The following is a 25,459-nucleotide window of genomic DNA, read 5'->3' on the forward strand; positions in this document are numbered from 1 at the left end:
TTGGCAAAGGAATCGACATGAAAAAACTTAGCTTGATATTAGGCTGCGTCCTGCTGCTCGCCGGCATTGCGCAAGCCGCTGAAAAACCGGTCATCCGCATCGGCGCCCGGGTGTTCACCGAACAGACCCTGCTTGCCGAAATCACCTCCCAGTACCTGCGCACCAAGGGTTACGACACCCGCGTGACCGGCGGCCTGGGCAGCAACCTGGCGCGCAGTGCCCAGGAAAGCGGGCAACTGGACCTGATCTGGGAATACACCGGCGTGTCGCTGGTGGCCTACAACCACGTGGACGAGAAGCTCGACAGCGAACAGTCCTACGCCCGAGTGAAAGAGCTCGACGCGAAAAAAGGCCTGGTCTGGCTCTCCCCATCGCGCTTCAGCAACACCTACGCCCTGGCACTGCCAGAAAAAGTGGCCGCCGAGCATCCCGAGATCAACAGCATCAGCGACCTCACCCAAGCCGTGGCGGCCGACGACCAGGCCCATCGCCTGGTGGCCCTGGACACCGAGTTCGCCAACCGCTCCGACGGCCTGGCCGGCATGGTCAAGCTGTACGACATGAACCTGACCCGCAAGAACACCCGGCAAATGGACGCCGGCCTGGTCTACACCGCGCTGCGTAACGGCCAGGTGTTTGCCGGTTTGGTCTACACCACCGACGGTCGCCTCAACGCGTTCAAATTGAAGCTGCTGGAGGACGACAAGCACTACTTCCCGGACTACACCGCAGCGCCCGTGGTACGTCAGGTTTATCTCGACGCCCACCCGCAACTGGCCGCCGACCTCAAACCGCTCGCTGCACTGTTCGACGATGAAACCATGCGCCAGTTGAATGCGCGGGTCGATGTCGACCACGAAAGCCCGTCCACTGTTGCCGCCGATTTCCTGCGCCAGCATCCGCTCAACTAAAGAGGAGAAGACATGGAATTCCTGAACGCCTTTTCCCATCTTGATTGGGCCCAAGTCCTGCATCTGACCTGGCAGCACATCACCCTGGTCGGCGTCGCCGTGATCCTCGCGATCCTGATCGGTGTGCCCCTGGGCATCCTGATGACGCGCTTTCCGAGCCTCGCAGGCCCCTTGCAAGCCAGCGCCACGGTGCTGCTGACCGTGCCGTCCATCGCCCTGTTCGGCCTGCTGCTGCCGTTCTACTCCAAATTCGGCCAGGGCCTGGGGCCAATGCCGGCGATCACCGCCGTGTTCCTCTATTCCCTGCTGCCGATCATGCGTAACACCTACCTGGCCCTGACGGGCGTGGAACCGGGCATTCGCGAGGCCGCCAAAGGCATCGGCATGACCTTCGGCCAGCGCCTGCGCATGGTCGAGTTGCCCATTGCCGTGCCGGTGATCCTCGCCGGTGTGCGCACCGCCGTGGTGATGAACATCGGTGTCATGACCATCGCCGCCACCATCGGCGCCGGTGGCCTGGGTGTACTTATTCTGGCTTCCATCAGCCGCAGCGACATGTCGATGCTGATCGTCGGCGCCGTGCTGGTCAGTCTCCTGGCCATCTTCGCCGACCTGCTTCTGCAATGGCTGCAACGCTCGCTGACTCCAAAAGGATTGCTCAAATGATCGAACTTCAAAACCTGTCCAAGACCTTCCAAAGCAACGGCAAGACTGTCACCGCCGTGAACGATGTAAGCCTGACCGTCAACGAAGGCGAAATTTGCGTATTCCTCGGCCCCTCGGGTTGCGGCAAGAGCACCACGCTGAAAATGATCAACCGCCTGATCAAGCCGACCTCGGGCAAGATCCTGATCAACGGCGAAGACACCACCGACCTCGACGAAGTGACCCTGCGTCGCAACATCGGCTATGTGATCCAGCAGATCGGCCTGTTCCCCAACATGACCATCGAGGAAAACATCGTGGTCGTGCCGAAACTGCTCGGCTGGGACAAACAGAAATGCCACGACCGCGCCCGCGAATTGATGAGCATGATCAAGCTGGAGCCCAAGCAGTACCTGCACCGCTACCCGCGTGAACTGTCGGGCGGCCAGCAACAGCGGATCGGCGTGATCCGTGCGCTGGCGGCCGATGCGCCGTTGCTGTTGATGGATGAGCCGTTCGGCGCAGTCGACCCGATCAACCGCGAGATGATCCAGAACGAGTTTTTCGAGATGCAGCGCGCGCTGAACAAGACCGTGATCATGGTCAGCCACGACATCGACGAAGCCATCAAGCTGGGCGACAAGATCGCCATCTTCCGCGCCGGCAAGCTGTTGCAGATCGACCACCCGGACACCCTGCTCGCCCACCCGGCCGACGAATTTGTCAGCAACTTCGTAGGCCAGGACAGCACTCTCAAGCGCCTGCTGCTGGTCAAAGCCGAGGACGCGGCGGACAACGCCCCGTCGGTGAGCCCGGAAACCCCAGTGGCCGACGCGCTGGAGCTGATGGACGAACACGACCGCCGCTACGTGGTGGTGACCTGTGCCGAGAACAAGGCACTGGGGTATGTACGACGTCGCGACCTGCACCGCCAGAGCGGTACTTGCGGCCAATACCTGCGCGAGTTCAACGCCACGGCGGCGTATGACGAACATTTGCGCATCCTGTTGTCACGCATGTACGAGTTCAATCGCTCGTGGTTGCCGGTGATGGATGCGGAGCGGGTGTTCCTTGGGGAAGTGACCCAGGAGTCGATTGCCGAGTACTTGAGTTCCGGTAAGTCCCGGGGTGGCAAGACCAGTATCGTTTCGCCTGCCGAAACCGCACTGGCTTGACCTGACACCACTCGGTCAAAACTGTGGGAGCGGGCTTGTGTGGGAGCGGGCTTGCTCGCGAAAGCGGCGTATCAGTCAAACATCTATCGACTGACAGTCCGCTTTCGCGAGCAAGCCCGCTCCCACATTGGATCTCTATTGGGTCTGAAACACCCCAATTTGCCCCATCCGGGGAACATCATTCCGTCACACCTGTCGGTTACATAAGTAGCTGCACGGGTCCTCGCGACGAACGCGTGCAAAAACGCGACATTTTTAGTTGATCTCAAGCCCCTCACGCCCTAAAGTTCGCGCCGAACGTCCATGCTGGAAACGATCCATCCGGCTCAAGTACTGACGACGAGACAGCAAGGCCAAGGGAAGCGGTAGATCCCATGGCCTTTTTGCTTTCGGCGACATGCCTTGGGAAGTAGGCGAACCAAAGTGGGGATACGGAGGACGTTCATTTGCACCCATTGATCAATCTAGTTTGCCCTTAGGAGTTCCCAGCATGTCGATCCAGGTCGAAGATTATTTCGCGCGCGCCACATTTGACAAAATGAAGGCGTTCGCCGACAAGCAAGAAACCCCGTTCGTGGTGATCGACACCGCAATGATCAGCCAGGCCTACGACGACCTGCGCGCCGGTTTCGAATTCGCCAAAGTCTATTACGCGGTCAAGGCCAACCCGGCCGTCGAAATCATCGACCTGCTCAAAGAGAAAGGTTCGAGCTTCGACATCGCCTCGATCTACGAGCTGGATAAAGTGATGGACCGTGGCGTCAGCGCCGACCGTATCAGCTACGGCAACACCATCAAGAAATCCAAGGACATCCGCTACTTCTACGAGAAGGGCGTGCGCCTGTTCTCCACCGACTCCGAAGCCGACCTGCGCAACATCGCCAAGGCCGCGCCGGGCTCGAAAGTGTATGTGCGTATCCTCACCGAAGGCTCGACCACGGCTGACTGGCCTCTGTCGCGCAAATTCGGCTGCCAGACCGACATGGCCATGGACCTGCTGATCCTCGCCCGTGACCTGGGCCTGGTGCCTTACGGCATCTCGTTCCACGTCGGCTCGCAACAGCGCGACATCAGCGTGTGGGACGCCGCGATCGCCAAGGTCAAAGTGATCTTCGAGCGCCTGAAAGAAGAAGACGGCATTCACCTCAAGCTGATCAACATGGGCGGCGGCTTCCCGGCCAACTACATCACCCGCACCAACAGCCTGGAAACCTACGCCGAAGAAATCATCCGCTTCCTCAAGGAAGATTTCGGCGACGACCTGCCGGAAATCATCCTGGAGCCGGGCCGTTCGCTGATCGCCAACGCCGGTATCCTGGTCAGCGAAGTGGTCCTGGTTGCACGTAAATCCCGTACCGCCGTCGAGCGTTGGGTGTACACGGATGTGGGCAAGTTCTCCGGCCTGATCGAAACCATGGACGAAGCCATCAAGTTCCCGATCTGGACCGAGAAGAAAGGCGAGATGGAAGAAGTGGTCATCGCCGGTCCTACCTGCGACAGCGCCGACATCATGTACGAAAACTACAAGTACGGCCTGCCGCTGAACCTGGCGATCGGTGATCGTTTGTACTGGTTGTCGACCGGTGCGTACACCACCAGCTACAGCGCGGTTGAGTTCAATGGCTTCCCGCCACTGAAATCCTTCTACGTTTAAGAGCAGCGGTTAGTTTTTAGCCGCAAGCTGCAAGAAAAAAGCCCATGACGTGTCATGGGCTTTTTTGTTTCCGCTAAGCCGATAGCTCACGCAACGCCGCCGTCGCCAAAAAGCCTGATCGCGAGGCGTAGCGATGGTCCTTTTGCACACGCTCATCGATGCGTTGTAACAGGTGTTCCGGTAACGACGCGTTGAAACGCACGGACTTGCCCAGATAAGGCGTGAGATCAAAATCGACTATCGCCCAAACCCCACCAGCAAAATCCGGGTTATCCAAATGGGCGTCCACCTCCAGCGCTTGGGGCAACGGTTCCTGGTCTGCGACCAGCCCTTCAAGATGCAACGCCAGTGCCTCACGGACATTGTCCAGCGCTTCGGAAAAGGTCCCACCGGCCGAGAAACACCCCGGCACATCAGGGACAGTCACGCTGTAATCCGAGTCGGCATCTTTATGTACCACCACTGGAAACTTCATTGTTCCTCCTTTGGACGAGCCCCTGGGACTCCATCCAATTCATCAAGCGAGGCCATCACTTGATACCTGCTGATTTAAAAATACTGTGCAGCGTGCCTTTGGCAATCTCTGATTTGGGATGAGGAACGGTCACTCGCCCCCGCTTCACCGGATGCTTGAACTGGTGATGGCTGCCCTTGACTGCCACCTCAAACCAACCATCCGCAACAAGCAGTTCTATTACCTCTCGACTTTTCATCGCCCACCCTTTCAGTGTGTACATTACACACTACTGGATGGCAATGGGTTTTATACACACGAAACACACCAATGAAAAAGCCCGCTTAACCTTCAAGCGGGCTTGTGTGACGCGATGATGACGAGGGGCGAACCGTTTTCACCAGAAAACTAATGTCAGTTTTTATGCCTGCCTCGTCACAGCCGGTGTTTACAGAGTCAGCTGTGTAGCACGCGCCTCGTATGCATCGGCCATTGCGCGAATCTGCGCATCATCCGCCGCAGCCAATGCCTTGCACGCCGTGCGTAAAAACTTCAAATTGCCCCCCGCCAATGCCTTGCGCAACCACTCCAGCGCCGCATCGACCTGGCCGCTGTCCGCCAGCACCGCCGCGTAGCTGAACTGCCCGCGAAAATCTCCGCCTTCGGCTGAACGGCGATACCAATCCACGGCAGCCTCCAGATCCTGTGCGCAGAAGCGGCCGTCTTCCAGATAACGCCCCAGCAGGTTCATCGACTTGGCGTGGCCTTGCTCAGCTGCCCGGCGATAAAAACTCAGCGCTTGCGATTGATCCTCTGCAACACCGCGCCCGGTCGCCAGCAGATTGGCGTAGTTGTATTGGGCCCAATCCAGCCCGGCCTCGGCGCCCTTGCGGTATTCCCGCGCAGCTGCCGCTTCATCCACCGCGCAGCCCCAACCATGTTCCAGACACCGCCCGGCCATATTGCGCGCCATCAGGTGCCCGCCCTGGGCCGCGATCCGGAACCAACACAGCGCCAGCGCTTCATCCCGCGCAATGCCACGGCCTTCCAGCAGGATTTGCCCGAGCAGCGCCTGGGCATCCACCACGCCTTCTTTCGCCGCCATCAGGATCGCCTGGGCGGCGCGTACCGGGGAATCGTCGAGCATCGATTGCAGTTGTTCGACGTTGAGCACTTCTTCGCGACGCAGCAAGAAGCCCATGTCAGACCTCGACCCAGCGGCGCAACAGGTTGTGATAAGTGCCGGTGAGCTGGATCAGCGCCGGATGGTCGGGCACATCGGCGGTCAATTGCTGGATCGCGCCGTCCATTTCAAACAGCAGGGTGCGCTGGCTGTCTTCGCGCACCAGGCTTTGGGTCCAGAAAAACGAGGCGTAGCGCGCGCCACGGGTCACGGCGTTGACTTTGTGCAGGCTGGAACCGGGGTACAGCACCATGTCGCCGGCCGGCAGTTTTACCCGTTGCAGGCCGAAGGTGTCCTGGATCTCCAGCTCGCCGCCGTCGTATTCCTCCGGGTCGCTGAAGAACAAGGTGGACGACAAATCGGTACGCACCCGTTCAAAACTCCCCCGGGCCTGGCGCACGGCGTTGTCGATATGGAAATCGAAACTGCCGCCGGCGGTGTAGCAGTTGAACAGCGGCGGGAAGACCTTGTGCGGTAACGCCGCTGACATAAATAGCGGGTTTTTCCACAAGCGCTCAAGCATCGCCGCGCCGATTTCCTTGGCCAGCGGGTGGCCTTCGGGCAATTGCAGGTTGTGCTTGGCCTTGGCGGACTGGTGCCCGGCGGTGATTTTACCGTCGGCCCAATCGGTGCTTTCCAGGGCTTGGCGAATGCGCTGCACTTCCTCGCGAGAGAACAGGCCGGGGATGTGCAGCAACATGGGCAGTACCTGAATGCAGAGAGGCGCCAATGGTATTGATTCTTATCAAGCCTGTAAAACGCCGTGGACGGATGAGATCGTAAAAACCGTAAGCAAAAAGTGTAAAGAATGTAAATTCAGTGCAATTAGCAATGTATCGCAATTGATAGAAAGTCGTGTTCACCCTATATTCCGCCGCCTCACATCCTTGGGGAAAGGACACGTCATGTCGCGCACTTCAATAAAAACACCTGCCAGTTCACCGCGCCTGCTGGCTTCGGCCATCGGCGTCGCGCTTACCGCCAGCTCTGCCGCCCAATTGGCGCAAGCGGCCGAAGACACTGAACAAAAAGGCGAGCGCAACACCATCTCCCTGGGCGCCACCAGCATCACCGGCGAAGAACAGGACCAAACCTCCTACCAGGTCGAAAAAGCCTCGTCGCAGAAGTACACCGCGCCGCTGGTAGACACCCCGCGTTCGGTCACCGTAGTGCCACAGCAAGTCCTCAAGGACACCGGCGCCACCTCGCTGCAAGATGCCTTGCGCACCGTACCGGGCATCACCTTCGGCGCGGGTGAAGGCGGCAACCCCCAGGGCGACCGTCCATTCATCCGTGGCTTCGACGCCCAGGGCGACACCTACCTCGACGGCGTGCGCGACACCGGCGGCCAGAGCCGTGAGATCTTCGACATTGAGTCGATTGAAGTCAGCAAAGGCCCGAACTCCTCGTTCGGCGGTCGCGGTTCGGCCGGTGGCAGCCTCAATCTGGTCAGCAAGACCCCACAAGCGCGGGACTTCACCAACGGCGGCTTCACCTACGGCTCCGACCAGACCCGCCGCTATGTGCTTGACGTCAACCGCCAGTTCCTCGACGACAGCGCCGCGTTCCGCCTGAACCTGATGAGCCACGAACAAAACGTCGCCGGCCGCGACGCGGTCAACTACGACCGTTGGGGCGTGGCCCCGTCGCTGACCTTTGGCCTGGGCACCCCGACCCGCGTCAACCTCAGCTACTACCACATGGAAAGCAACGACCTGCCGGATTCGGGCATTCCGTACGGTTATGGCTCGGCAAGCGCCACCACCCATGGCCATGACAAACCCACCGACGGCGGCGACAGCAGCAACTTCTATGGCCTCAAGGATCGCGACTTCCGCAAGACCCGCGCCGACATCAGCACGATCTCCATCGAGCACGATCTGAGCGACAGCATGACGCTGAAAAACACCCTGCGTCATGGCAGCACCGGCCAGGACTACATCCTCACCCAGCCGGACGACAGCAAGCTCAACGTCAACAAATACGGCACCGTATGGCGTCGTGCCAACACCCGCGTCTCCACCACCACGACCACCACCAACCAGACCGACCTGTTCGGCAACTTCCAGGCCCTGGGCTTCAAGCACAGCTACTCCACCGGCCTGGAGTTCACGGGTGAAGAAACCCGCGTCAGCGGTTACACCGTGACGCCGAACGCCAACCCGACGCCCAACGGTTGCACGCCTGGCATGGTCGGCAACAGCGGCGGCAGTTGCACCTCCCTGGGCAACCCGAACCCGGACGACGCCTGGACCGGCGCCACCGCTCGCAACTACATGGGCACCAACACCAAGGCCACCAGCCGCGCCGCCTACGTGTTCGACACCATCGAGCTAGACCCGAAATGGCTGCTGAACGTTGGCCTGCGCTACGACACCTTCGACACCGAAGCCAACACCAATGCCACCACCGGGCGTACCAAGGTCAAGGACGACAGCCAATTCTTCAACTGGCAGGCCGGCCTGGTCTGGAAACCGCTGGAAAACGGCAGCATCTACACCTCCTACGCCACCTCGGCATCGCCGGCCGGCGGCCTGGTCGGTGAAGGCGTCGACAGCAACGCGATTCCGACCGGCATCAACACCAGCGACATGAAGCCGGAAGAAACCGTCAACTACGAACTGGGCACCAAGTGGGACCTGTTCCACAACCGCCTGTCCCTGTCGGCGGCGGTGTTCCGTACCGAGAAGAAAAACACCCGCATCCTGGTGGACTCCAACACCTACCAAACCGCCGGTGAGTCTCGCGTCGACGGCCTGGAGCTGACAGCCAGCGGCAAGATCACCGAGCAATGGCAAGTGTTCGCCGGCTACAGCTACCTGAAAGCCGAGCTGGTTGATCCTGGCAAGAACGGCAACCGTCAGGGCGTCGTCACCGCGGGTTCGAACAAAGGCAACCAGATGCCGAACACCCCGGAAAACTCGTTCAGCCTGTGGACCACCTACGCCATCACCCCAAAACTGACCGTCGGCGGCGGTGCGTTCTATGTCGACGATGTTTACGGCGACGCGGGCAACACGGTTTACGTACCGTCCTACACCCGCTACGACGCCATGGCCAGCTACAAGCTGACCAAGAACGTCGACCTGCAACTGAACGTGCAAAACCTGACCGACAAGACCTACTACGACAAGGCCTACGGTTCGCACTTCGCCAACCAGGCGGCGGGGCGCACGGCGTTGCTGTCCACCAACTTCCACTTCTAAGCAACAGCCTCACGCAGCACAAAGCCCCACGCATCGGATGCGTGGGGCTTTTGCGTGTTGAACAGAATGTTTCTCGACAAGCCACGGCATAATGCGCGCCGTGTCCTACATACCCAGATAGACGAGGCGGTCAGACGTGTTGAAGAAAACCCTGTTCCAGTTGCACTGGTTCTTCGGCATCAGCGCCGGGCTGGTGCTGGCCTTGATGGGGATCACCGGGGCTGCAGTGTCGTTCCAGGATGAAATCCTGCGCGCGCTCAACCCCACGGTACTGAGCGTGGAAAAACGCGAAGCCGGTGTGCTGCCGCCCGCCGAACTCGTGCGCAAACTCGAAGCCACCGAAGGCAAGACCGTCTCCATGCTTTGGGTGGAAAACGATAGCGGCAATGCCGCACGCGTGTTCTTCACCCCGCCACCGGGCGAGCGCCGCGGGCAGATGCGCTATTTCGATCCGTACACCGGCGCCTACATGGGCGACGCCGTCGGCCAGGACGTGTTCGGCTTCCTGCTGCAATTTCACCGTTTCCTCGTGATGGGCGACACCGGGCGCAACATCACCGGCGCGTGCACGCTGATCCTGGTGTTCTTCTGCCTGTCCGGGCTGTACCTGCGCTGGCCGCGCCAAGTGGCGAACTGGCGGGTATGGCTGACGCTGGACTGGCGCAAAAAGGGCCGCAGCTTCAACTGGGACCTGCACTCGGTATTTGGCACGTGGTGCCTGCTGGCCTACCTGCTGGCGGCGCTGACCGGCCTGTATTGGTCCTACGACTGGTACAACCAGGGCCTGACCAAACTGCTCTCCGACGCGCCGCAGAACGAACGCATGCGCAAGCGCGGCCCACCACCCGCTGGCCCGGCGCCAATCGCCAACTACGACGCGCTGTGGAGCAGCATCTACAGTCGCGCCGGTCCTGGCTTGAGCGCCTACAACATCCGCATGCCAGCCGTTGCCGGGCAACCGGCCACTGTCTACTACCTGCTGCAGGACTCGCCCCACGACCGCGCGCTGAACCAGATCAACCTGGACCCGGCCAGCGGCGAGGTCAAATCCCACGACCGCTACGCCAGCAAGACCCTCGGTTCCCAACTGCTGACCAGCGTTTACGCCCTGCATACCGGCAGCTATTTCGGCCTGGCAGGGCGGATTATTCTCACCGTCAGCTCGCTGCTGATGCCGTTGTTCTTTATCACCGGCTGGCTGCTGTACCTCGACCGTCGCCGCAAAAAACGCCAGGTGCGTGATGCGCGCAAAGACCTCGGCGCCAACAGCAGCGAGGCCCCGGCATGGCTGATCGGCTTTGCCAGCCAGAGCGGGTTCGCCGAGCAACTGGCCTGGCAGACCGCCGGCCAATTGCAGGCCGCCGGGCTGCCAGTGAAGGTGCAGCCCCTGGGCAGCGTCAGCCAGGACGACCTGCGTCAGTCCGAAAACGCGCTGTTCGTGGTCAGCACCTTCGGCGACGGTGAAGCGCCCGACAGCGCCCGTGGTTTCGAGCGCAGCGTGCTCGGCCAGGACCTGTCTCTCAAGGGCCTGAACTACTCGGTGCTGGCCCTGGGTGATCGGCAATACGAACACTTCTGCGGGTTCGCCCGGCGCCTGCATTTCTGGCTGACCAATCAGGGCGGCAACGCGCTGTTCGCCCCGGTTGAAGTCGACAGCGGCGACACCGCCGCCCTGCGCCACTGGCACCAGCAACTCGGCGAACTGACCGGCCACGCCCACACCACCGCCTGGCCAACGGCGCAGTACGAAAACTGGACCCTGAGCCAACGCACCCTGCTCAACCGCGACAGCATCGGCGCCAGCGTCTACCTGCTGGGCCTCACCCCGCCATCGCCGCAGACCTGGCAGGCAGGCGATCTGGTGGAAGTGCTGCCGCGCAATTGCCCGTGGGCCATCGAACACTTCCTCGAAGGCCTCGGCCTGAGCGGCAGCGACGGCGTGTTGATCGACGACCTCGCGCACACCCTCGATCAGGCCCTGGCCACCCGCCAACTGCCGACCCATCGCGCCCATCTGGTCGGCCTGCACGCCCAGGCACTGGTCAACGCGCTGGTGCCCCTGGGCATGCGCGAATACTCCATTGCTTCGATTGCCAGCGATGGCGTGCTGGAGCTGATCGTGCGCCAGGAACGCCACCCCGACGGCAGCCTCGGTTTGGCGAGTGGCTGGCTCACCGAACACGCCGCCCTCGGCTCAGCCATCAGCCTGCGCCTGCGCCGCAACAGCGGCTTCCACCTGCCCGACGCGCCGGTGCCGCTGATCCTGCTGGGTAACGGCACCGGCCTCGCCGGCCTGCGCAGCCTGCTCAAGGCACGCATTGCCGACGGCCAGCAGCGCAACTGGCTGCTGTTCGGCGAGCGCAACATCGCCCACGACTACTTCTGCCAGGACGAGCTGCAAGGCTGGCTGGCGAGTGGGGATCTGGCGCTGCTGGACCTGGCGTTTTCCCGCGATCAAGCGGAAAAGATCTACGTGCAGGACCGCCTGCGCGAATCGGCGGATGTGCTGCGCAAGTGGCTGGCCGAGGGTGCGGCGATTTATGTGTGCGGCAGTTTGCAGGGCATGGCGGCCGGGGTGGATCAGGCGCTGGCGGATATTCTGGGCAGTGACGCCGTGGAGCGGTTGATCGAACAGGGCCGTTACCGTCGCGACGTGTACTGACCTCTGCCAGACACTAAAGATCAAAATGTGGGAGCTGGCTTGCCTGCGATAGCGGTGAGTCAGCTTGCATATCTGCTACTGATAGACCGCTATCGCAGGCAAGCCAGCTCCCACAGGTTTTGACTGCATTCCAAGTCAGACAGGTTGGAGTTTTTGCTGGAATACCGACACGCCATCCAAGTCACGCAAAACCACCGTCAACTCCGACGTCTGCCCATCAATCTGCACCTCGCCAAAAAACTGGAATCCCGCAAACGGCGAGGTGTTCTGCGCCGGTGGTGCTTTCTCGAACACCACTTCTGGCCCAAAGGTTTTATCCAACGGATTGGGCCCAAAGCTGCCAGCATTCAGCGGCCCCGCAACAAACTCCCAGAACGGTTCGAAATCCTGGAACGCCGCCCGGTCCGGGTGGTAGTGATGCGCCGCGCAGTAGTGCACATCGGCGGTCAGCCACACATGGTTGCGCACCTTCTGCGCCCTTAAAAAACCGAGTAACTCGGCGATCTCCAGCTCACGCCCTTGCGGTGCGCCGGGGTCATTGTTGGCGATCGCCTCCCAGCGCGGCACGCCCGGGCTGACCTCACCATCCGGCACGCCCAGGCCAATCGGCATGTCGGCGGCGATGACTTTCCACTGCGCCGTGGACGCCTTGAGTTCGCGCTTGAGCCAGTCCAGTTGCTCACGGCCCATGAAGGCTTTTTCGCTGCCCAGGTTGTCATCGTTGGGCCCGCGATAGCTGCGCATGTCCAGCACAAATACATCCAGCAACGGCCCGTAGCCGAGCTTGCGATAAATCCGCCCGCCGCCGTCGGCGCTCTGCCGGCGCATCGGCGAATATTCCAGCCAGGCCTGGCGGGCACGGCTCACCAAGGTGTTGATGTCCTTGGTCTGGTAGCGCTCATCGAGCTGCTTGCTCGGCGACCAGTTGTTCACCACCTCATGGTCGTCCCACTGCCAGATCTGCGGCACCTCGGCATTGAAGCGGCGCACGTTTTCATCCAGCAGGTTGTAGCGGTAATTGCCGCGATAGTCATCGAGGGTCTCGGCGACTTTGCTCTTGGCTTCGCTGGTGATGTTGCGCCACACGCGTCCGCCCTCCACCGCGAGCTGCGCGGGCACCGGGCCGTCGGCGTAGATGGTGTCGCCGCTGTGGATAAAGAAGTCCGGCAGGCGCAGGCGCATGGCTTCATAGATGCGCATGCCGCCGATGTCCGGGTTGATGCCGAAGCCTTGGCCAACGGTATCGCCGCTCCATACAAAACGGATGTCGCGCCGCTGTTGCGGCACGCTGCGCAGGTGGCCGAACCAGGGTTCGCTGGCGACACCGGTCTGGGCGTCTTCGAAGTGCACGCGGTAGAAGATCGCCTGGTCGGCGGGCAGCCCGGTGAGTTCGACGCGGGCGGTAAAGTCGCTGCGATGGTCGGCCAGGGGCGAGATGGATTTGCGCGGGTTGCCGAACGTGCTGCGGGTGTCCCACTCCACCACCATCCGTGCCGGGCGGTCGCTGCGGCTCCAGATCATCGCCCGGTCGCCAAGCAGGTCGCCGGACTGCACGCCATCGGTGAGTTGCGGGCGGTCCTTGACCGAAGCGATCACCGCCGGCGCCAGGCCCGGCAGCAACAACCCGGCGCCGACGGCTTGCATCACGCGGCGACGGCCGAGATCGAAGTGGCTCATGCAGGTGCCCTCTTGAATATCAAAAGGACAACTTAAACATGCAGGGATGAAGCGGATATGACACAGGCCTTGCGATCAATGAAGATCAAACGGTGGGAGCGGGCTTGCTCGCGAAGGCGGTGGGTCAGTTAGAACATCTTTGACTGACCCACCGCCTTCGCGAGCAAGCCCGCTCCCACCGTTTTAGACTGCGTCAGGCTTTAACAGGTGCGACCGACAACTCGACCACTTCCGGCCGCTTGATCACCGCATACACCAACCCAGTCAACACACTCCCCGCCACAATCGCCAGCAAATACAGCAACGCATGGTTCATCGCATTCGGGATGATCAACACAAACAACCCACCGTGGGGCGCCGCCAGTACGCAGCCGAAATACATCGACAACGCGCCGGTCAACGCGCCACCGGCCATGCTCGCCGGGATCACGCGCAGCGGGTCCTTGGCGGCAAACGGGATCGCGCCTTCAGAGATAAAGCACATGCCCAGGATCATCGCCGCCTTGCCTGCCTCGCGTTCGGTCTGGGCAAACTTGCGCCGCGCCAGGAACGTAGCGATGCCCATGCCAATCGGCGGCACCATGCCGGCAGCCATGGTCGCGGCCATCGGTGCACCGCTGTGGGCGGCCAGCAGGCCGACGGAAAACGCATACGCCGCCTTGTTGATCGGCCCCCCCAAGTCGACACACATCATGCCGCCGAGCAGGATGCCCAGCAGCACCGCATTGGTAGTGCCCATGGTGCTGAGAAAATCGGTCAGGCCCACCAGCATGCGCGCCACGGGTGGGCCGACCAGGTAGATCATCGCCAGGCCGGTGAACAGGCTCGCCAGCAGCGGGATGATCAGGATCGGCTTGAGCGCCTCCAGGCTCTGGGGCAATTTCACCGCACGGGTGATCAGCTTGACGCAATACCCCGCGAGGAAACCGGCGAAAATCCCGCCGATAAAACCGGCGCCCAAGGTGCCTGCCAGCAGGCCGCCGATCATGCCGGGGGCGATGCCGGGACGGTCGGCAATCGAGTAGGCGATGTAGCCCGCGAGCAACGGCACCATCAGCATGAAGGCGCGGTCGCCGACGGTTTTCAGCGCGGCAGCCAGCGTGCCTTCCTGTTCAAACGCGTGGATACCGAACACAAACGACAACGCGATCAACAACCCGCCCGCCACCACCATCGGCAACATGAACGACACGCCGGTGAGCAGGTGCTTGTACACCCCGGTCTTTTCCGACTTGGCAACCGTCGCGCTGGCGCTGCTTTCCACCACGCCTTCGGCCAGGGCCTTGTTCAGAATCGACTCGGACTGCTTGAGGGCAATGCCGGTGCCGCAACGGTAGATCTTCTTGCCGGCGAAGCGCTCGGTGGCGACTTCGATGTCGGCGGCCAACAACACCACATCGGCATTGGCGATGGCCTCCGGGCTCAACGGCGTGCGGGCGCCCACCGAGCCTTGGGTCTCGACCTGCAGGTCATAACCCAGGCGCTTGGCGGTTTGCTGCAAGGCCTCGGCGGCCATGAACGTGTGGGCCACGCCGGTTGGGCACGCGGTGACCGCGACGATGCGCGGCGCATTCGGCGTGGCCTGTTCGGCGGCGACATACACCACCGCTTCTTCGGCACCCCGGCGCAACACCGCCTCGACATCCGCCAGCGCCTGGGCCGGCGTGCTCTGGAACACACGCTTGCCGACGAACCGTTGCATGTCCACCGGCGCGCTGCTGACCAGCAGCACCCACTCGGCATCGTCGATGATCGCCTGGGACAACTGGCGTTCCGGGCGCTGCACGTCGACCACTTCGACGCTGGTGCTCCAGCCCTGGCGTTGCGCGGCGGCGTCCAACAAGCGGGCGCACAGCACACTGGTGACCATGCCGTTGGGGCAGGCAGTAACAATGGCTAACTTCATGACAAACCCTCTTATTGTTCTGTCAGCGCGCGTACATCGACGCCGCTTTCGAGACGCGCCAGCTGCGCGTCATCGCTGATGCCAAAACCGATCTGTGTCACCGCCATCGCGGCAATCGCCGTGGCGCGGCGCAGGGTCTGCTCGGGTGTGTCGCCACTGAGCAAACCGTGGAGCATCCCGGCGAGCAGCGAGTCGCCCGCGCCCACGGTACTGGCGACAGTGACCTTGGGCGGCGTGGCATGCAGCGCGGTGCCAGGGCGGTACCAGTTCACACCGGCCGCACCATCGGACACCACCACGTGTTCCACGCCCAATCGATGCAATTGGCTGATGGCATCGCTGGCGTTGCCCAGCGCCTCGGCCAGTTCCTCGGTGTTGGGTTTGACCAACCACGGGCCCGCCTGCAAACCGGCGCGCAACGCTTCGCCGCTGGTGTCGAGGGCAACTTTCAAACCGAGGTTTTTCAGGGTTACCAGCAAACCGTGAAACCACTGTGGGCTGACACCGCGCGGCAAACTGCCAGCGACCACCACCGCATCGAATTCAGGGCCGATAATCTCGACCATCTTGAGCAGTTCCTTTTGCGCCCGCTCATCCACAAACGGCCCCGGTGCGTTGATGTCAGTGATCCGGCCGTCCTGTTCGGCGATCTTGATATTGCTGCGGGTTTCACCCGCCACGCGGATAAACGCATCACTAAAACCACGGCGGGCGATCAGGGCGTTGAATGCCTGGGGATTTGCCTCGCCGAGGAAACCGCCCACGCTCACCGAATGCCCCAGGTCGGCCAACACCTGCGCCACATTCACGCCCTTGCCAGCGGCGTGGGTCAGCACGTTGTCACTGCGATTGACTTCGCCCGGTTCCAGGCGCGCCAGGCGCACCGTCAGGTCCAACGCCGGGTTCAGCGTCAGGGTCAGAATCCTTGCCATTTACACGGCCTCCACAAGGGCACGCACTTCGGCGGGCGAACCCACCGCAAGCGCTTTTTGCGCCAGGCCCTGGGCCTCGCTCAGACTGAATTCACGCACCCGCGCCTTCACTTCGGCAATGCTGCGCGCCGAAACGCTCAACTCATCCACCCCCAGGCCGATCAGCACTGGCACCGCCAACGGGTCCGCCGCCAGCTCGCCGCACACGCCGACCCATTTGCCATGGGCATGGGCCGCACGCACGGTGATGTCGATCAGTTGCAGCACCGCCGGGTGCAGGCCATCGGCCTGGGCCGACAGGGTCGGGTGGCCGCGATCGATGGCCAGGGTGTATTGGGTCAGGTCATTGGTGCCGACGCTGAAGAAGTCGACTTCCTTGGCCAGCACCGGCGCGAGCAAGGCGGCGGACGGCACTTCGATCATGATCCCCAGTTGCAGGTCGGCCACCGGGATTTCCAGGCGCAGGCGCTCGGTCATGTCGCGGGCGGCGCGCCATTCGTCGACGCTGCCGACCATGGGGAACATGATGCGCAGTGGACGGTTGTCGGCCGAACGCAACAGTGCCCGGAGTTGCGCTTCCATGATCTGCGGACGTTGCAAGGTCAGGCGAATGCCGCGCACGCCGAGGAAAGGGTTTTCTTCTTCGGCAATCGGCCAGTACGGCAACGGTTTGTCGCCGCCCACATCAAGGGTGCGTACCACCAGCGGACGCCCGCCGAGGCCGTCGAGTACGCGGCGGTATTCGGCTTCCTGGGTGGCTTCGTCCGGTGCTTGCGGGTGAGCCATGAAGATCAATTCGGTGCGCAGCAGGCCAATGCCTTCGGCGCCCTGCTCCACCGCGCTGGCCACACCGGCGCTTTCGCCGATGTTGGCGAACACTTCCACGGCGTGGCCGTCGCGGGTCAGTGCCGGTTCATGGCGCTGGGCGGCGGCGGCTTGCAGGCGTTGTTCGCGGGTGTCGCGCTCGACGGTGGCACGTTGCAGGGTGGCGGCGTCGGCGTCCACATGCAGGCGACCACGCTGGCCATCCAACAGCAGCGGCGTGCCGGCGGCCAGCAGCAACACGCCGGCACCGGCGCCGACCAGCGCCGGAATCCCCAGGGCGCGGGCGACGATGGCGCTGTGGGCGGTCGCGCCGCCACGGGCAGTGAGGATGCCGGCGACGCGCGCCGGATCAAGCCGCGCCACGTCGGAGGGGCCGACTTCGTCCATCACCAGAATGTAGGGCTCGTTCGGCTCCCTGGCGGTTTCGACGCCGCACAGTTGCGCCAGCACACGGCGGCCGATGTCACGCAGGTCGGCGGCGCGCTCGGCGAGCAAGGCGTCCTGCAGCGACTCCTGCTGTTTGGCGGCGGCTTCGATCACGCTCATCCACGCCGCTTCGGCGCTTTCGCCCTGCTTGAGGCGGGTGTCGACTTCATCGGTGAGTTCCGGGTCGTCGAGCATTTCCTGGTGGGTGATGAAAATCTCGCGGATGGCCTTGGATTGGCTGCGCTCGATCAAGCCTTGAATGTCGCGACGCACATCGGCCAGGGCATCTTGCAGGCGCTGGCGCTCGATGGCCGAAGATTCGCCGCGCAGCGGGTAGTCGAACACCTGCTGAACCTGGATATGCGCCGGGCCGATGGCAATGCCCGGCGCGGCGGCGATGGCCTGGATCTGACTGCCGCTGGACGGCGCACTGAGCACCGGTTCGACCTCGACAGCAGCCAGTGGCGCGCGCACGGTCGGCAGCGGCTCAACCTCTTCGCCGAGGCCCGCTTCGACCGCCGCCAGCAACGCCGGCAGCGCATCGCCGGCAATCGTCGGCTCGGCAACAAATTCCAGCACCTGGCCGCGACGAGCACCGAGGCTCAGCAGTTTGCTCAGGCTTTTGACCGACACCGCGCCGACGGGGCCATCAACGATGCGCACGCGGATGTCGCCTTCAAAACTTTTCGCCAGTTGCGCGAGGATCTTTGCCGGGCGGGCATGCAGGCCATGGGCGTTGGCCAGGGTGATGCGGGCGTTGGGCCAGTCTGGCGGCAGTTCACCGCCGAGGACTTCGAGGACGGCGCGGCTGCTGGTGGCACGGCCCAGCTCCTGGCCGCGACCTTCGATCAGCAAGGCGCACAGGCGCTCGAGCAAGGCTTGGTGGGCTTCGCCGAGGCTGGCCAGGCAGAACAGGCCGTTGAGCGGCTGGCCGAGGTAGCGCATCGGTTTGTCCGGGGTGACAAACGCCAGGCCCGGACGCTTGACCGTCTGCTCGCTGTGCAGCCACCACAGGCCGTCGCCCAGGGGCAGCGCATCGACCTGCTGCAACACCGCGGCGAAACCGTTGCTCACACAATCGGCCTGGCGCAACAGGCGTGCACCGCGCCATACCAGCTCTTCAAAATCGTCGGCGGACACGCCCAGGCTGATCATCTGGGCGTCCAGCGCCAGTTCCTGGGGCGCGCCTTGCAGCAGTTTGAGCAAGGCTTGCGCCGTACCGGCACGGCGCAGTGCCTGGCCGAGGTCGGTCTCACCGAGGGCCCGGGTCAGCAGTTGCAACAGGCGCAGGTGTTCATCGGATTTGGCCGCGATGCCAATCGCCAGGTAGACGATCTGGCCGTCGCCCCAATCCACCCCTTCGGGGAACTGCAGCAGGCGCACGCCGGTGGCGAACACCTGGTCGCGGGTTTCGGGGGTGCCGTGGGGGATCGCAATACCTTGGCCGAGAAAGGTCGAGCCTTGGGCTTCACGGGCTTGCAAGCCACTGAGATAACCCTCGGCGACCAGACCGTCGGCCACCAGTTTTTCAGCGAGCAGGTGCAAGGCTGCAGATTTATCCACAGCCACCTGGCCCATGGAAATCTGCTCGTGGGTGAGCTCAAGCATGCCGTTCTCCTAGTTAGTGCGATGGACGCACTAGGTATTGTTTTGAATAAACAGGGTAATAGCGCTTCAAAATAGCTGACTGAGTAGTCAATTGGCAGTAGCCACTCAGTAGCGAAGATCGTAAAAATACGCTTGCTGAAACGTTTAATCTAGAATTTATGGCAGATTACGCGTTAATTGAACATCCTTGAAGAACCACTCGGCACTTGAGCTTGGACATTGGTCGCGTGCAGTAATCGGTTACGATTGGACAAAATGTCGGGGCACGCTCCAAAAAACAAGGAAATCCCGGTTTGAAACTCAGTGATATTGCACGTCTCGCCGGTGTGTCCGTGACCACCGCCAGCTACGTCATCAATGGCAAGGCCGAACAACAACGGATCAGCAACGCCACCGTCGAGCGTGTGCGGGCCGTGGTTGACGCCCATGGCTTTACGCCCAACCCCCAGGCTGCCGGGTTGCGCAGTCGGCATACGCGCACCTTGGGTTTTATCCTGCCCGACCTGGAAAACCCCAGTTACGCACGCATCGCCAAGCTGCTGGAGCAAGGCGCACGGGCGCGTGGCTATCAACTGTTGATCGCCAGCTCCGACGATGATGCCGACAGCGAACGCCAGTTGCTGCAACTGTTTCGCGCCCGCCGTTGCGATGCGCTGTTTGTCGCCAGTTGCCTGCCAGCCGGCGACGACAGCTACCGCGAACTGCAAGCCAAGGGCCTACCCGTGATCGCCATCGACCGGGTGATGGACACTGCGCAGTTCTGCTCGGTAGTCAGCGACGACCGCCGGGCCTGCCAGCACCTGACCGGCAGCCTGCTGCAACCGCTGCCCAAGCAGATCGCATTGATCGGTGCGCGGCCCGAACTGAGCATCAGCCAGGAGCGGGCCGCCGGCTTCCGTGAAGCGCTGCAGGGTTTCAGCGGCGAGGTGATCGTCGAGCACGGCGAGTCGTTCAGTCGTGACTGTGGCCGACAACTGATGGAGCAATTACTGCAACGCCTGGGGCATTTGCCTGACGCGCTGGTAACAACCTCCTACGTGCTGCTGCAAGGTGTGTTTGACGCGCTGCATGACTTCCCGCTGAAGTCGCGCCCGCTGCGCCTGGGCACCTTTGGCGATACGCAACTGCTGGACTTCCTGCCGCTGCCGGTCAACGCCATGGCCCAGCAACACCCATTGATCGCCGATACCGCGCTGAAACTGGCCCTGGCGGCGATTGAAGAGCAGCAGTACCAACCGGGCGTGCACGCCATCGGCCGTACGTTCAAGCAGCGTATCCGCGAGGCTTGAGCGTGGAGCTGATCGACACCCACACCCACCTGGACTTCGCGGAGTTCGACAACGATCGCCGCGCCGTCCTCGCCCACAGCCGTGCACTTGGCGTGCGGCGCATGGTGGTGCTGGGGGTGTATCAGCAGAATTGGCAGCGGTTGTGGGATCTGGTGCTGGAGGATGAAGGCCTGTTCGCAGCCTTTGGCCTGCATCCGGTGTATCTCGATGACCACCGCCCCGCCGACCTGACCGAACTGGGCGATTGGCTCACGCGCCTGCACGGCCATCGGCAACTGTGTGCGGTGGGCGAGATCGGCCTGGATTACTTCCTCGAACAACTGGATCGCGAGCGCCAGCAAAGCCTGTTTGAAGCCCAGCTCAAGCTGGCGGTGGACTTCCAGCTGCCGGCGCTTTTGCACGTACGTCGCAGCCATGCCGCGGTGATCGCCACCCTCAAGCGCATCCGCCTGCCACGGGGCGGCATCATCCATGCCTTCGCCGGCAGCCGGGAGGAAGCCCGCGAGTACATCAAGCTGGGCTTCAAACTGGGCCTGGGCGGCGCGGCCACCTGGCCCCAGGCGCTGCGCATGCATAAGGTACTGGCACAGTTGCCGCTGGACAGCGTGGTGCTGGAGACCGATGCCCCGGACATGGCGCCCGTGATGTATCCGGGCCAGCGCAACAGCCCGGAGCATCTACCCCAGATTTGCCACGCCCTGGCCGAGCGGATGGGCATCAGCCCCTTATTGCTGGCTGAGGCGAGCACACGCAATGCGTGCGAGTTGTTCCATTGGTAGCACCGGGCTGACCGCTTCCAGGCTAAGGGTCAACCGCTGCCGGTAGCGCGCATAACGCAATGCCAGGCCATGCACCAACACCACCACCAGCGAAACATTGAGCTGCCCGATCACGCTGACCAGCCCGACCCACTCCGCCACCAGTGCCACGATCAGCACCATGCAGGTCAGCACCATCATGCCCGGGTGGACCAGCGCCCAATGGTCCAGCGTCCTGAGCTTGCGCAACTGCCGTGGGCAGCTCAGGTGCAAGACCCGCTGGCAATACGGACAGTCGAAGGGTTCCTTGATGGCGATGGCATTCAACTGCCAAGGCTTGAGTTCAAACGTGATGTCACAATGGGCGCAGTGCCCTTTGATGCCGACTGCAGTGGTCATCGCCGTGCGTCCCCAAAACCTGAATGTGAGAGAGGTGAAGTTTCGCCCATTCACACACCACGGAAAGAGCCTCAGGCAAATTAGGACATACACCACACGCCCAAAAGAAAAACCCTACACCAAGACCTTACACACGAAACGCCCCGATCAGCTGCTTCAGCTCGATCACCTGCATCGACAGTTGCCGGCTCGCGGTTTCGGTCTGATAAGCGCCCTGGGCCGCGTGTTCACCGGCGCGATTGATTTCGACGATGTTCTGGTCGATGTCATGGGCGACGGCGGTCTGTTGCTCCACGGCGGCGGCAATCTGCTGGTTCTGATCAACGATCATTCCTACGGCGCCTAGGATATTTTCCAGCGCCTGCTGGACTTTTTCCGACTGCTCCACGGTGCCATTCGCCATTTCATGGCTGCTGCCCATGGCTTTCACCGCAGCGGCGACACCGCTGTGCAAGCGGCTGATCATCTGCTCGATTTCTTCGGTGGAATGCTGGGTGCGCCGCGCCAGGGTGCGTACCTCATCGGCCACCACCGCAAAACCGCGCCCCTGTTCACCGGCCCGCGCCGCCTCGATGGCGGCATTGAGCGCCAGCAGATTGGTTTGTTCGGCGATGCTTTTGATCACTTCCAGCACGCTGCTGATGGATTGGCTGTCGGTGGCCAGTTGGTTGATCACCCGCACCGACTGGTCGATCTCCGAGGCCAGGCGCGCGATGCTGCCCTGCTGGGACTGCACCAGGCCACGGCCGCTGACGGTTTCATCGTTGACACTATGGGCACTGCTGACCGCCGCCGCCGCACTGCGCGCCACTTCCTGGGCGGTGGACGACATCTGGTTCATCGCCGTCGCCACCTGTTCGATCTGGCTACGCTGGCCGGATACCGCCTGGTTGCTCTGGGCCGATACCGTTTCCACTTGCCCGGCCTGGTGCTCCACCTGGCTGACGGTGTGCCCGACGCGCTCGATCAGGTCATGGATTTTTGCCACGGTGGCGTTGAACACCTGGCCGAGGTCACCGAGTTCGTCGCGGCTGTGGGCAACGAAGGTGACGGTCATGTCACCAGCCGCCACCTTGTCCATCATCGCGCCGAGGCGTCGCAGGGTGGTGCGGGTGGAGGCGTAGAAGCCCGCATATAAATAGAAGATCAGTAAAAACACCGCCGTCAGCGCCGCGACCAGCACCACCATATGCGTGCGGTTTTGCGCCAGGCGTTGCTCCAATTGGTGCCCGAGGAACGTCAGGGTCGCCTCATCCAGCTCGTAGGTCTGGGCCATCAACTGGCTGACGCTGTCATAGAAGCCCTGCCACGGCGCGTCGAGGGTTTCGGCCATCACCACCTGTTCTTCAAACAACTCGCTGGCGTGCTTGAGGCTGGCGTTGCTGGCCGTGGCCAGGCTGTCGAGCGCGGCGTGGGCGGCCTTGCTGGAGCCCAGGGCATCTTGCAGCTTCAAGGCGTATTCGCCATGGAGTTTTTCCAACTGCTGTAGCAGTTCGTCGAAGCGCGTGCTCGAGGATGAATTGAGAAAGCCCTGGCCGAGGGAGTAGGCCCCCATCGCCCGACCTTCACCCAGGGTCTGGGTGACCTGTGGGGTGACACTGGTGATCAGCTCGCTGAGTTGGCGCAGATCGCCCTGGGGGTCGCGGCTCAAGCCGGATTGGCTGGCGATGATCTGGCTGAGCATCTGCGCTTTGTTGGGCAGTTTGCCGATCAGCGCGCTTTTGCTCAGCAGCGAGGTTTCCTGTTGCTGGGCCTTGAAGGCCGCGATCAGCTCGTCGCGCTTGCCGTCAAACGCGGCGATTTGTTCGGGATCGGTGGTCATTGCGTTGAGGCTTTGCAGGCGGCTCAGCACACTCTGCTCCAACGCGCTGATCTTGCCCTCCAGGTCACCGGCCTTGCCGGATTGGCCAAGGGTCGCGTTGATTTGCACCTGATTGTTCAGGGTTTCCAGGTCGCGGCGCAGGGCCAGGCTGCTGCCGAGCAGATCCAGGCTTTGCAGTTCGATGCGGGTGCCCTGGAATTCGCGCCAGGAATCGCGCACCAGATAATAGTTGGTGGCCAACATAGGCAGCAGGAACAGCACGCTGATCAGGCTGAACTTCATGCCGAAGCTCAAGCGATTCATCAGCGCAACGGCGGGATAGAGCAAGCTCTTCACGGGTGAACTCCCTTTCTTTTATTTTTATTGAGGTCAGGGCGACGGCAGAACGCCAGCATCTGTATAGCTCAATTTGAAAGGGAGTTTTGTAACGTAAGGTTAACGAGCGTTTGGCGCGGCAAAAACAAATGTGGGAGCAAGCCGGCTCCCACAAGGGTTTATGGCAATACGGTCCAGATCGCGAAGCCGGCATACCACAGCACCGCCGCGCGCAGCAGCAGTTCCCACAAGCGGTCCAGGCTGTTGATGCCGTCGGCCCCCACCACCGGCGGTGGGATCTCAGCGGCCACCAGGCCGACTTTTTCCACCAGTTGCGCGGCACTGATGTCCCAGCTCAGTAGTTCGTGGAGCATCACGCGGCTGACGGCAACGAAGTTGCCCACCAGGGCAAAGCTGGCCGCGAGCAAGCGCACCGGCAACCAGTCAAAAGCATGACGCAGTTGCCCGGCGCGCTCGGCCACCAGCGGGTTCTTGCTGTGTTCGTTGGCCAATGCCAACAGGCGGTAGGCCAACGCGGCGACCGGGCCCAGCAGGAAATACCAGAAAATCACCGCAAAAAAGCTCTGATAGGCCTGCCACAGCAGGTGGCCCTGCACGCGTTCAAGCAGTTGCTCGCCACTGTCGGCGCCCAGTTGCAGGTCACGTTCGGCCACGTGTTCGGCGGCTTGCAGATCACCGCGCCGCCAGGCATCACGAAACGGCCCGAGCCCGGCCAACAGATCGCCTCGCCCCAGGCTGTAAATCACCACCAGCAAGTGCACCGGCAGCGCCAACAGGCCGTAGGCCACTGGTTCCAGCACCAGCAGCAACAATGCCAGCAAGGCCACCGGCAACAGCACCAACGCGGCCAGGATCAGCCACGGCCGTTTGCCCATGCGCGGGCTCGATTCCAGCCTGGCCAGCTCGCGCAGCCAGCCGCCATCACGCTGCAATCGTTGGCGAAGGGCCGAGAACTTCTCGATCCACACCGCCAGCACCAATACCAGGAAACTCATTGTGCGTGTCCTCCATCCTGCAAGGCGCTGCGAAAGCGCGTCCAATCAAAAGCCGGGCCGGGATCGGTCTTGCGCCCCGGCGCTATATCGCTATGACCACAAATACGTTGGCGGGTGATACCTGGATACGCTGCCAGCAATTGGCGGGTCAGGTCGATCAGCGACGCATATTGGGCGTCGGTGTACGGCAAGTCATCCGTGCCCTCCAACTCGATGCCAAGGGAAAAGTCATTGCACGTCTCACGCCCTTCGAACGACGAGACACCGGCATGCCAGGCCCGGTCGACGCACGCGACAAACTGCGTCACCGCGCCGTCGCGCTCAATCAGAAAATGCGCAGATACCCGTAGGTCGGCAATCCCTTCAAAGTAGGGATGTTCCGTGACATCCAGGCGATTCTGGAAAAACTCTTGCACCTTGCCGGTGGCAAACTGCGCAGGTGGCAGGCTGATGTTATGCACCACCAACAGCGAGATTTCGCCGGCAGGGCGCTCGTTGAAGTTGGGCGAAGGGCAATGACGGATGCCCTTGCACCAACCGCTGAGGGGGTCCAACTGCATACAGGGTCCTTGAGCGTGACAAAGTGTGACCAGTAT

Annotated in this window: 20 protein-coding genes and 1 pseudogene; 8 read left to right on the top strand and 13 right to left on the bottom strand. The window is 62.2% G+C overall.

Annotated features, from left to right (window positions below):
* The first annotated feature begins 17 nt into the window (after positions 1-17).
* From IB241_RS06860 to IB241_RS06875, 4 genes are all read left to right on the top strand, one after another.
* Positions 18-911, top strand: coding sequence for a glycine betaine ABC transporter substrate-binding protein (locus IB241_RS06860; protein ID WP_192297719.1), 894 nt, complete (start codon positions 18-20; stop codon positions 909-911).
* Positions 912-923: 12 nt separating this feature from the next.
* Entirely contained in the window at positions 924-1,577 is a 654-nt protein-coding gene (locus IB241_RS06865) for an ABC transporter permease (RefSeq protein ID WP_192297720.1), read from the top strand.
* Positions 1,574-2,731, top strand: a complete 1,158-nt coding sequence (locus IB241_RS06870) for a betaine/proline/choline family ABC transporter ATP-binding protein (RefSeq protein WP_192297721.1) — start codon at positions 1,574-1,576, stop codon at positions 2,729-2,731. Before IB241_RS06865 ends, IB241_RS06870 begins: the two co-directional genes overlap by 4 nt.
* A 490-nt stretch (positions 2,732-3,221) precedes the next feature.
* On the top strand, positions 3,222-4,385 hold the full coding sequence (locus IB241_RS06875) for a type III PLP-dependent enzyme (RefSeq protein ID WP_016986476.1): 1,164 nt from the start codon (positions 3,222-3,224) through the stop codon (positions 4,383-4,385).
* Between the two features lie 73 nt (positions 4,386-4,458).
* Here IB241_RS06875 and IB241_RS06880 read toward each other — a convergent pair whose 3' ends face one another.
* The 4 genes from IB241_RS06880 to IB241_RS06895 form a co-directional block, all read right to left on the bottom strand.
* Positions 4,459-4,860 (bottom strand): type II toxin-antitoxin system HicB family antitoxin, encoded by a 402-nt coding sequence (locus IB241_RS06880; protein ID WP_192297722.1) that lies wholly within the window; start codon positions 4,858-4,860, stop codon positions 4,459-4,461.
* Between the two features lie 55 nt (positions 4,861-4,915).
* Positions 4,916-5,098, bottom strand: a complete 183-nt coding sequence (locus IB241_RS06885) for a type II toxin-antitoxin system HicA family toxin (protein WP_192297838.1) — start codon at positions 5,096-5,098, stop codon at positions 4,916-4,918.
* Between the two features lie 189 nt (positions 5,099-5,287).
* Entirely contained in the window at positions 5,288-6,040 is a 753-nt protein-coding gene (locus IB241_RS06890) for a tetratricopeptide repeat protein (RefSeq protein ID WP_192297723.1), read from the bottom strand.
* Position 6,041: 1 nt separating this feature from the next.
* A complete protein-coding gene (locus IB241_RS06895; RefSeq protein WP_192297724.1) occupies positions 6,042-6,722 on the bottom strand; it encodes a Fe2+-dependent dioxygenase in 681 nt (226 codons plus the stop codon).
* 205 nt (positions 6,723-6,927) lie between these two features.
* Between IB241_RS06895 and IB241_RS06900 the strand changes: the two genes are divergently transcribed.
* Together IB241_RS06900 and IB241_RS06905 are read left to right on the top strand one after the other, a co-directional pair.
* Entirely contained in the window at positions 6,928-9,228 is a 2,301-nt protein-coding gene (locus tag IB241_RS06900; protein WP_192297725.1) for a TonB-dependent receptor, read from the top strand.
* A 136-nt stretch (positions 9,229-9,364) separates the two neighbouring features.
* A complete protein-coding gene (locus tag IB241_RS06905) occupies positions 9,365-11,890 on the top strand; it encodes a PepSY domain-containing protein (protein WP_192297726.1) in 2,526 nt (841 codons plus the stop codon).
* 135 nt (positions 11,891-12,025) lie between these two features.
* Here IB241_RS06905 and IB241_RS06910 read toward each other — a convergent pair whose 3' ends face one another.
* The 4 genes from IB241_RS06910 to ptsP all read right to left on the bottom strand — a co-directional run bounded on the left by IB241_RS06910 (position 12,026) and on the right by ptsP (position 19,264).
* On the bottom strand, positions 12,026-13,567 hold the full coding sequence (locus IB241_RS06910) for an alkaline phosphatase D family protein (RefSeq protein ID WP_192297727.1): 1,542 nt from the start codon (positions 13,565-13,567) through the stop codon (positions 12,026-12,028).
* A 193-nt stretch (positions 13,568-13,760) separates the two neighbouring features.
* The gene (locus IB241_RS06915; protein ID WP_192297728.1) at positions 13,761-15,473 is read right to left on the bottom strand and encodes a PTS fructose-like transporter subunit IIB; all 1,713 of its coding nucleotides are present in this window, start codon (positions 15,471-15,473) and stop codon (positions 13,761-13,763) included.
* A gap of 11 nt (positions 15,474-15,484) precedes the next feature.
* Positions 15,485-16,405, bottom strand: a complete 921-nt coding sequence (pfkB, locus tag IB241_RS06920) for a 1-phosphofructokinase (RefSeq protein WP_192297729.1) — start codon at positions 16,403-16,405, stop codon at positions 15,485-15,487.
* Positions 16,406-19,264: a phosphoenolpyruvate--protein phosphotransferase gene (gene ptsP, locus IB241_RS06925; RefSeq protein WP_192297730.1), complete on the bottom strand. Its 2,859-nt coding sequence runs from the start codon at positions 19,262-19,264 to the stop codon at positions 16,406-16,408. It lies immediately after the preceding gene.
* Between the two features lie 293 nt (positions 19,265-19,557).
* Between ptsP and cra the strand changes: the two genes are divergently transcribed.
* Both cra and IB241_RS06935 read left to right on the top strand, forming a co-directional pair.
* On the top strand, positions 19,558-20,553 hold the full coding sequence (cra, locus tag IB241_RS06930; RefSeq protein ID WP_192297731.1) for a catabolite repressor/activator: 996 nt from the start codon (positions 19,558-19,560) through the stop codon (positions 20,551-20,553).
* A gap of 2 nt (positions 20,554-20,555) precedes the next feature.
* Positions 20,556-21,332, top strand: coding sequence for a TatD family hydrolase (locus tag IB241_RS06935; RefSeq protein ID WP_192297732.1), 777 nt, complete (start codon positions 20,556-20,558; stop codon positions 21,330-21,332).
* On the opposite strand, the gene IB241_RS06940 is transcribed toward IB241_RS06935, so the two are convergent.
* From IB241_RS06940 to ampD, 5 genes and pseudogenes are all read right to left on the bottom strand, one after another.
* Complete coding sequence (locus IB241_RS06940; RefSeq protein ID WP_192297733.1) at positions 21,279-21,710, bottom strand: hypothetical protein; 432 nt, start codon at positions 21,708-21,710, stop codon at positions 21,279-21,281. The genes IB241_RS06935 and IB241_RS06940 overlap by 54 nt on opposite strands.
* Positions 21,711-21,837: 127 nt before the next feature.
* A complete protein-coding gene (locus IB241_RS27895) occupies positions 21,838-22,767 on the bottom strand; it encodes a methyl-accepting chemotaxis protein (protein ID WP_412547864.1) in 930 nt (309 codons plus the stop codon).
* A pseudogene (locus IB241_RS27900) lies at positions 22,744-23,835 on the bottom strand (methyl-accepting chemotaxis protein); the annotation flags it as partial. The gene IB241_RS27895 and the pseudogene IB241_RS27900, both read right to left, overlap by 24 nt.
* A gap of 191 nt (positions 23,836-24,026) precedes the next feature.
* On the bottom strand, positions 24,027-24,863 hold the full coding sequence (ampE, locus tag IB241_RS06950) for a regulatory signaling modulator protein AmpE (RefSeq protein WP_192297735.1): 837 nt from the start codon (positions 24,861-24,863) through the stop codon (positions 24,027-24,029).
* On the bottom strand, positions 24,860-25,423 hold the full coding sequence (ampD, locus tag IB241_RS06955) for a 1,6-anhydro-N-acetylmuramyl-L-alanine amidase AmpD (protein ID WP_192297736.1): 564 nt from the start codon (positions 25,421-25,423) through the stop codon (positions 24,860-24,862). The genes ampE and ampD overlap by 4 nt, the downstream gene beginning before the upstream one ends.
* Positions 25,424-25,459: the final 36 nt, after the last annotated feature.

Origin of the sequence: Pseudomonas sp. PDM05 (genome assembly GCF_014851685.1) — a bacterium.
In the GTDB taxonomy this organism is placed as follows: Bacteria; Pseudomonadota; Gammaproteobacteria; order Pseudomonadales; family Pseudomonadaceae; genus Aquipseudomonas.

Bases quoted from the DNA above. Each gene is read 5' to 3' on its own strand.
- IB241_RS06860 (WP_192297719.1), top strand. From the start codon at position 18: ATGAAAAAACTTAGCTTGATATTAGGCTGCGTCCTGCTGCTCGCCGGC.
- IB241_RS06865 (WP_192297720.1), top strand. From the start codon at position 924: ATGGAATTCCTGAACGCCTTTTCCCATCTTGATTGGGCCCAAGTCCTG.
- IB241_RS06870 (WP_192297721.1), top strand. From the start codon at position 1,574: ATGATCGAACTTCAAAACCTGTCCAAGACCTTCCAAAGCAACGGCAAG.
- IB241_RS06875 (WP_016986476.1), top strand. From the start codon at position 3,222: ATGTCGATCCAGGTCGAAGATTATTTCGCGCGCGCCACATTTGACAAA.
- IB241_RS06880 (WP_192297722.1), bottom strand. From the start codon at position 4,860: ATGAAGTTTCCAGTGGTGGTACATAAAGATGCCGACTCGGATTACAGC.
- IB241_RS06885 (WP_192297838.1), bottom strand. From the start codon at position 5,098: ATGAAAAGTCGAGAGGTAATAGAACTGCTTGTTGCGGATGGTTGGTTT.
- IB241_RS06890 (WP_192297723.1), bottom strand. From the start codon at position 6,040: ATGGGCTTCTTGCTGCGTCGCGAAGAAGTGCTCAACGTCGAACAACTG.
- IB241_RS06895 (WP_192297724.1), bottom strand. From the start codon at position 6,722: ATGTTGCTGCACATCCCCGGCCTGTTCTCTCGCGAGGAAGTGCAGCGC.
- IB241_RS06900 (WP_192297725.1), top strand. From the start codon at position 6,928: ATGTCGCGCACTTCAATAAAAACACCTGCCAGTTCACCGCGCCTGCTG.
- IB241_RS06910 (WP_192297727.1), bottom strand. From the start codon at position 13,567: ATGAGCCACTTCGATCTCGGCCGTCGCCGCGTGATGCAAGCCGTCGGC.
- IB241_RS06915 (WP_192297728.1), bottom strand. From the start codon at position 15,473: ATGAAGTTAGCCATTGTTACTGCCTGCCCCAACGGCATGGTCACCAGT.
- pfkB (WP_192297729.1), bottom strand. From the start codon at position 16,405: ATGGCAAGGATTCTGACCCTGACGCTGAACCCGGCGTTGGACCTGACG.
- ptsP (WP_192297730.1), bottom strand. From the start codon at position 19,264: ATGCTTGAGCTCACCCACGAGCAGATTTCCATGGGCCAGGTGGCTGTG.
- IB241_RS06940 (WP_192297733.1), bottom strand. From the start codon at position 21,710: ATGACCACTGCAGTCGGCATCAAAGGGCACTGCGCCCATTGTGACATC.
- IB241_RS27895 (WP_412547864.1), bottom strand. From the start codon at position 22,767: ATGACCGTCACCTTCGTTGCCCACAGCCGCGACGAACTCGGTGACCTC.
- ampE (WP_192297735.1), bottom strand. From the start codon at position 24,863: ATGAGTTTCCTGGTATTGGTGCTGGCGGTGTGGATCGAGAAGTTCTCG.
- ampD (WP_192297736.1), bottom strand. From the start codon at position 25,423: ATGCAGTTGGACCCCCTCAGCGGTTGGTGCAAGGGCATCCGTCATTGC.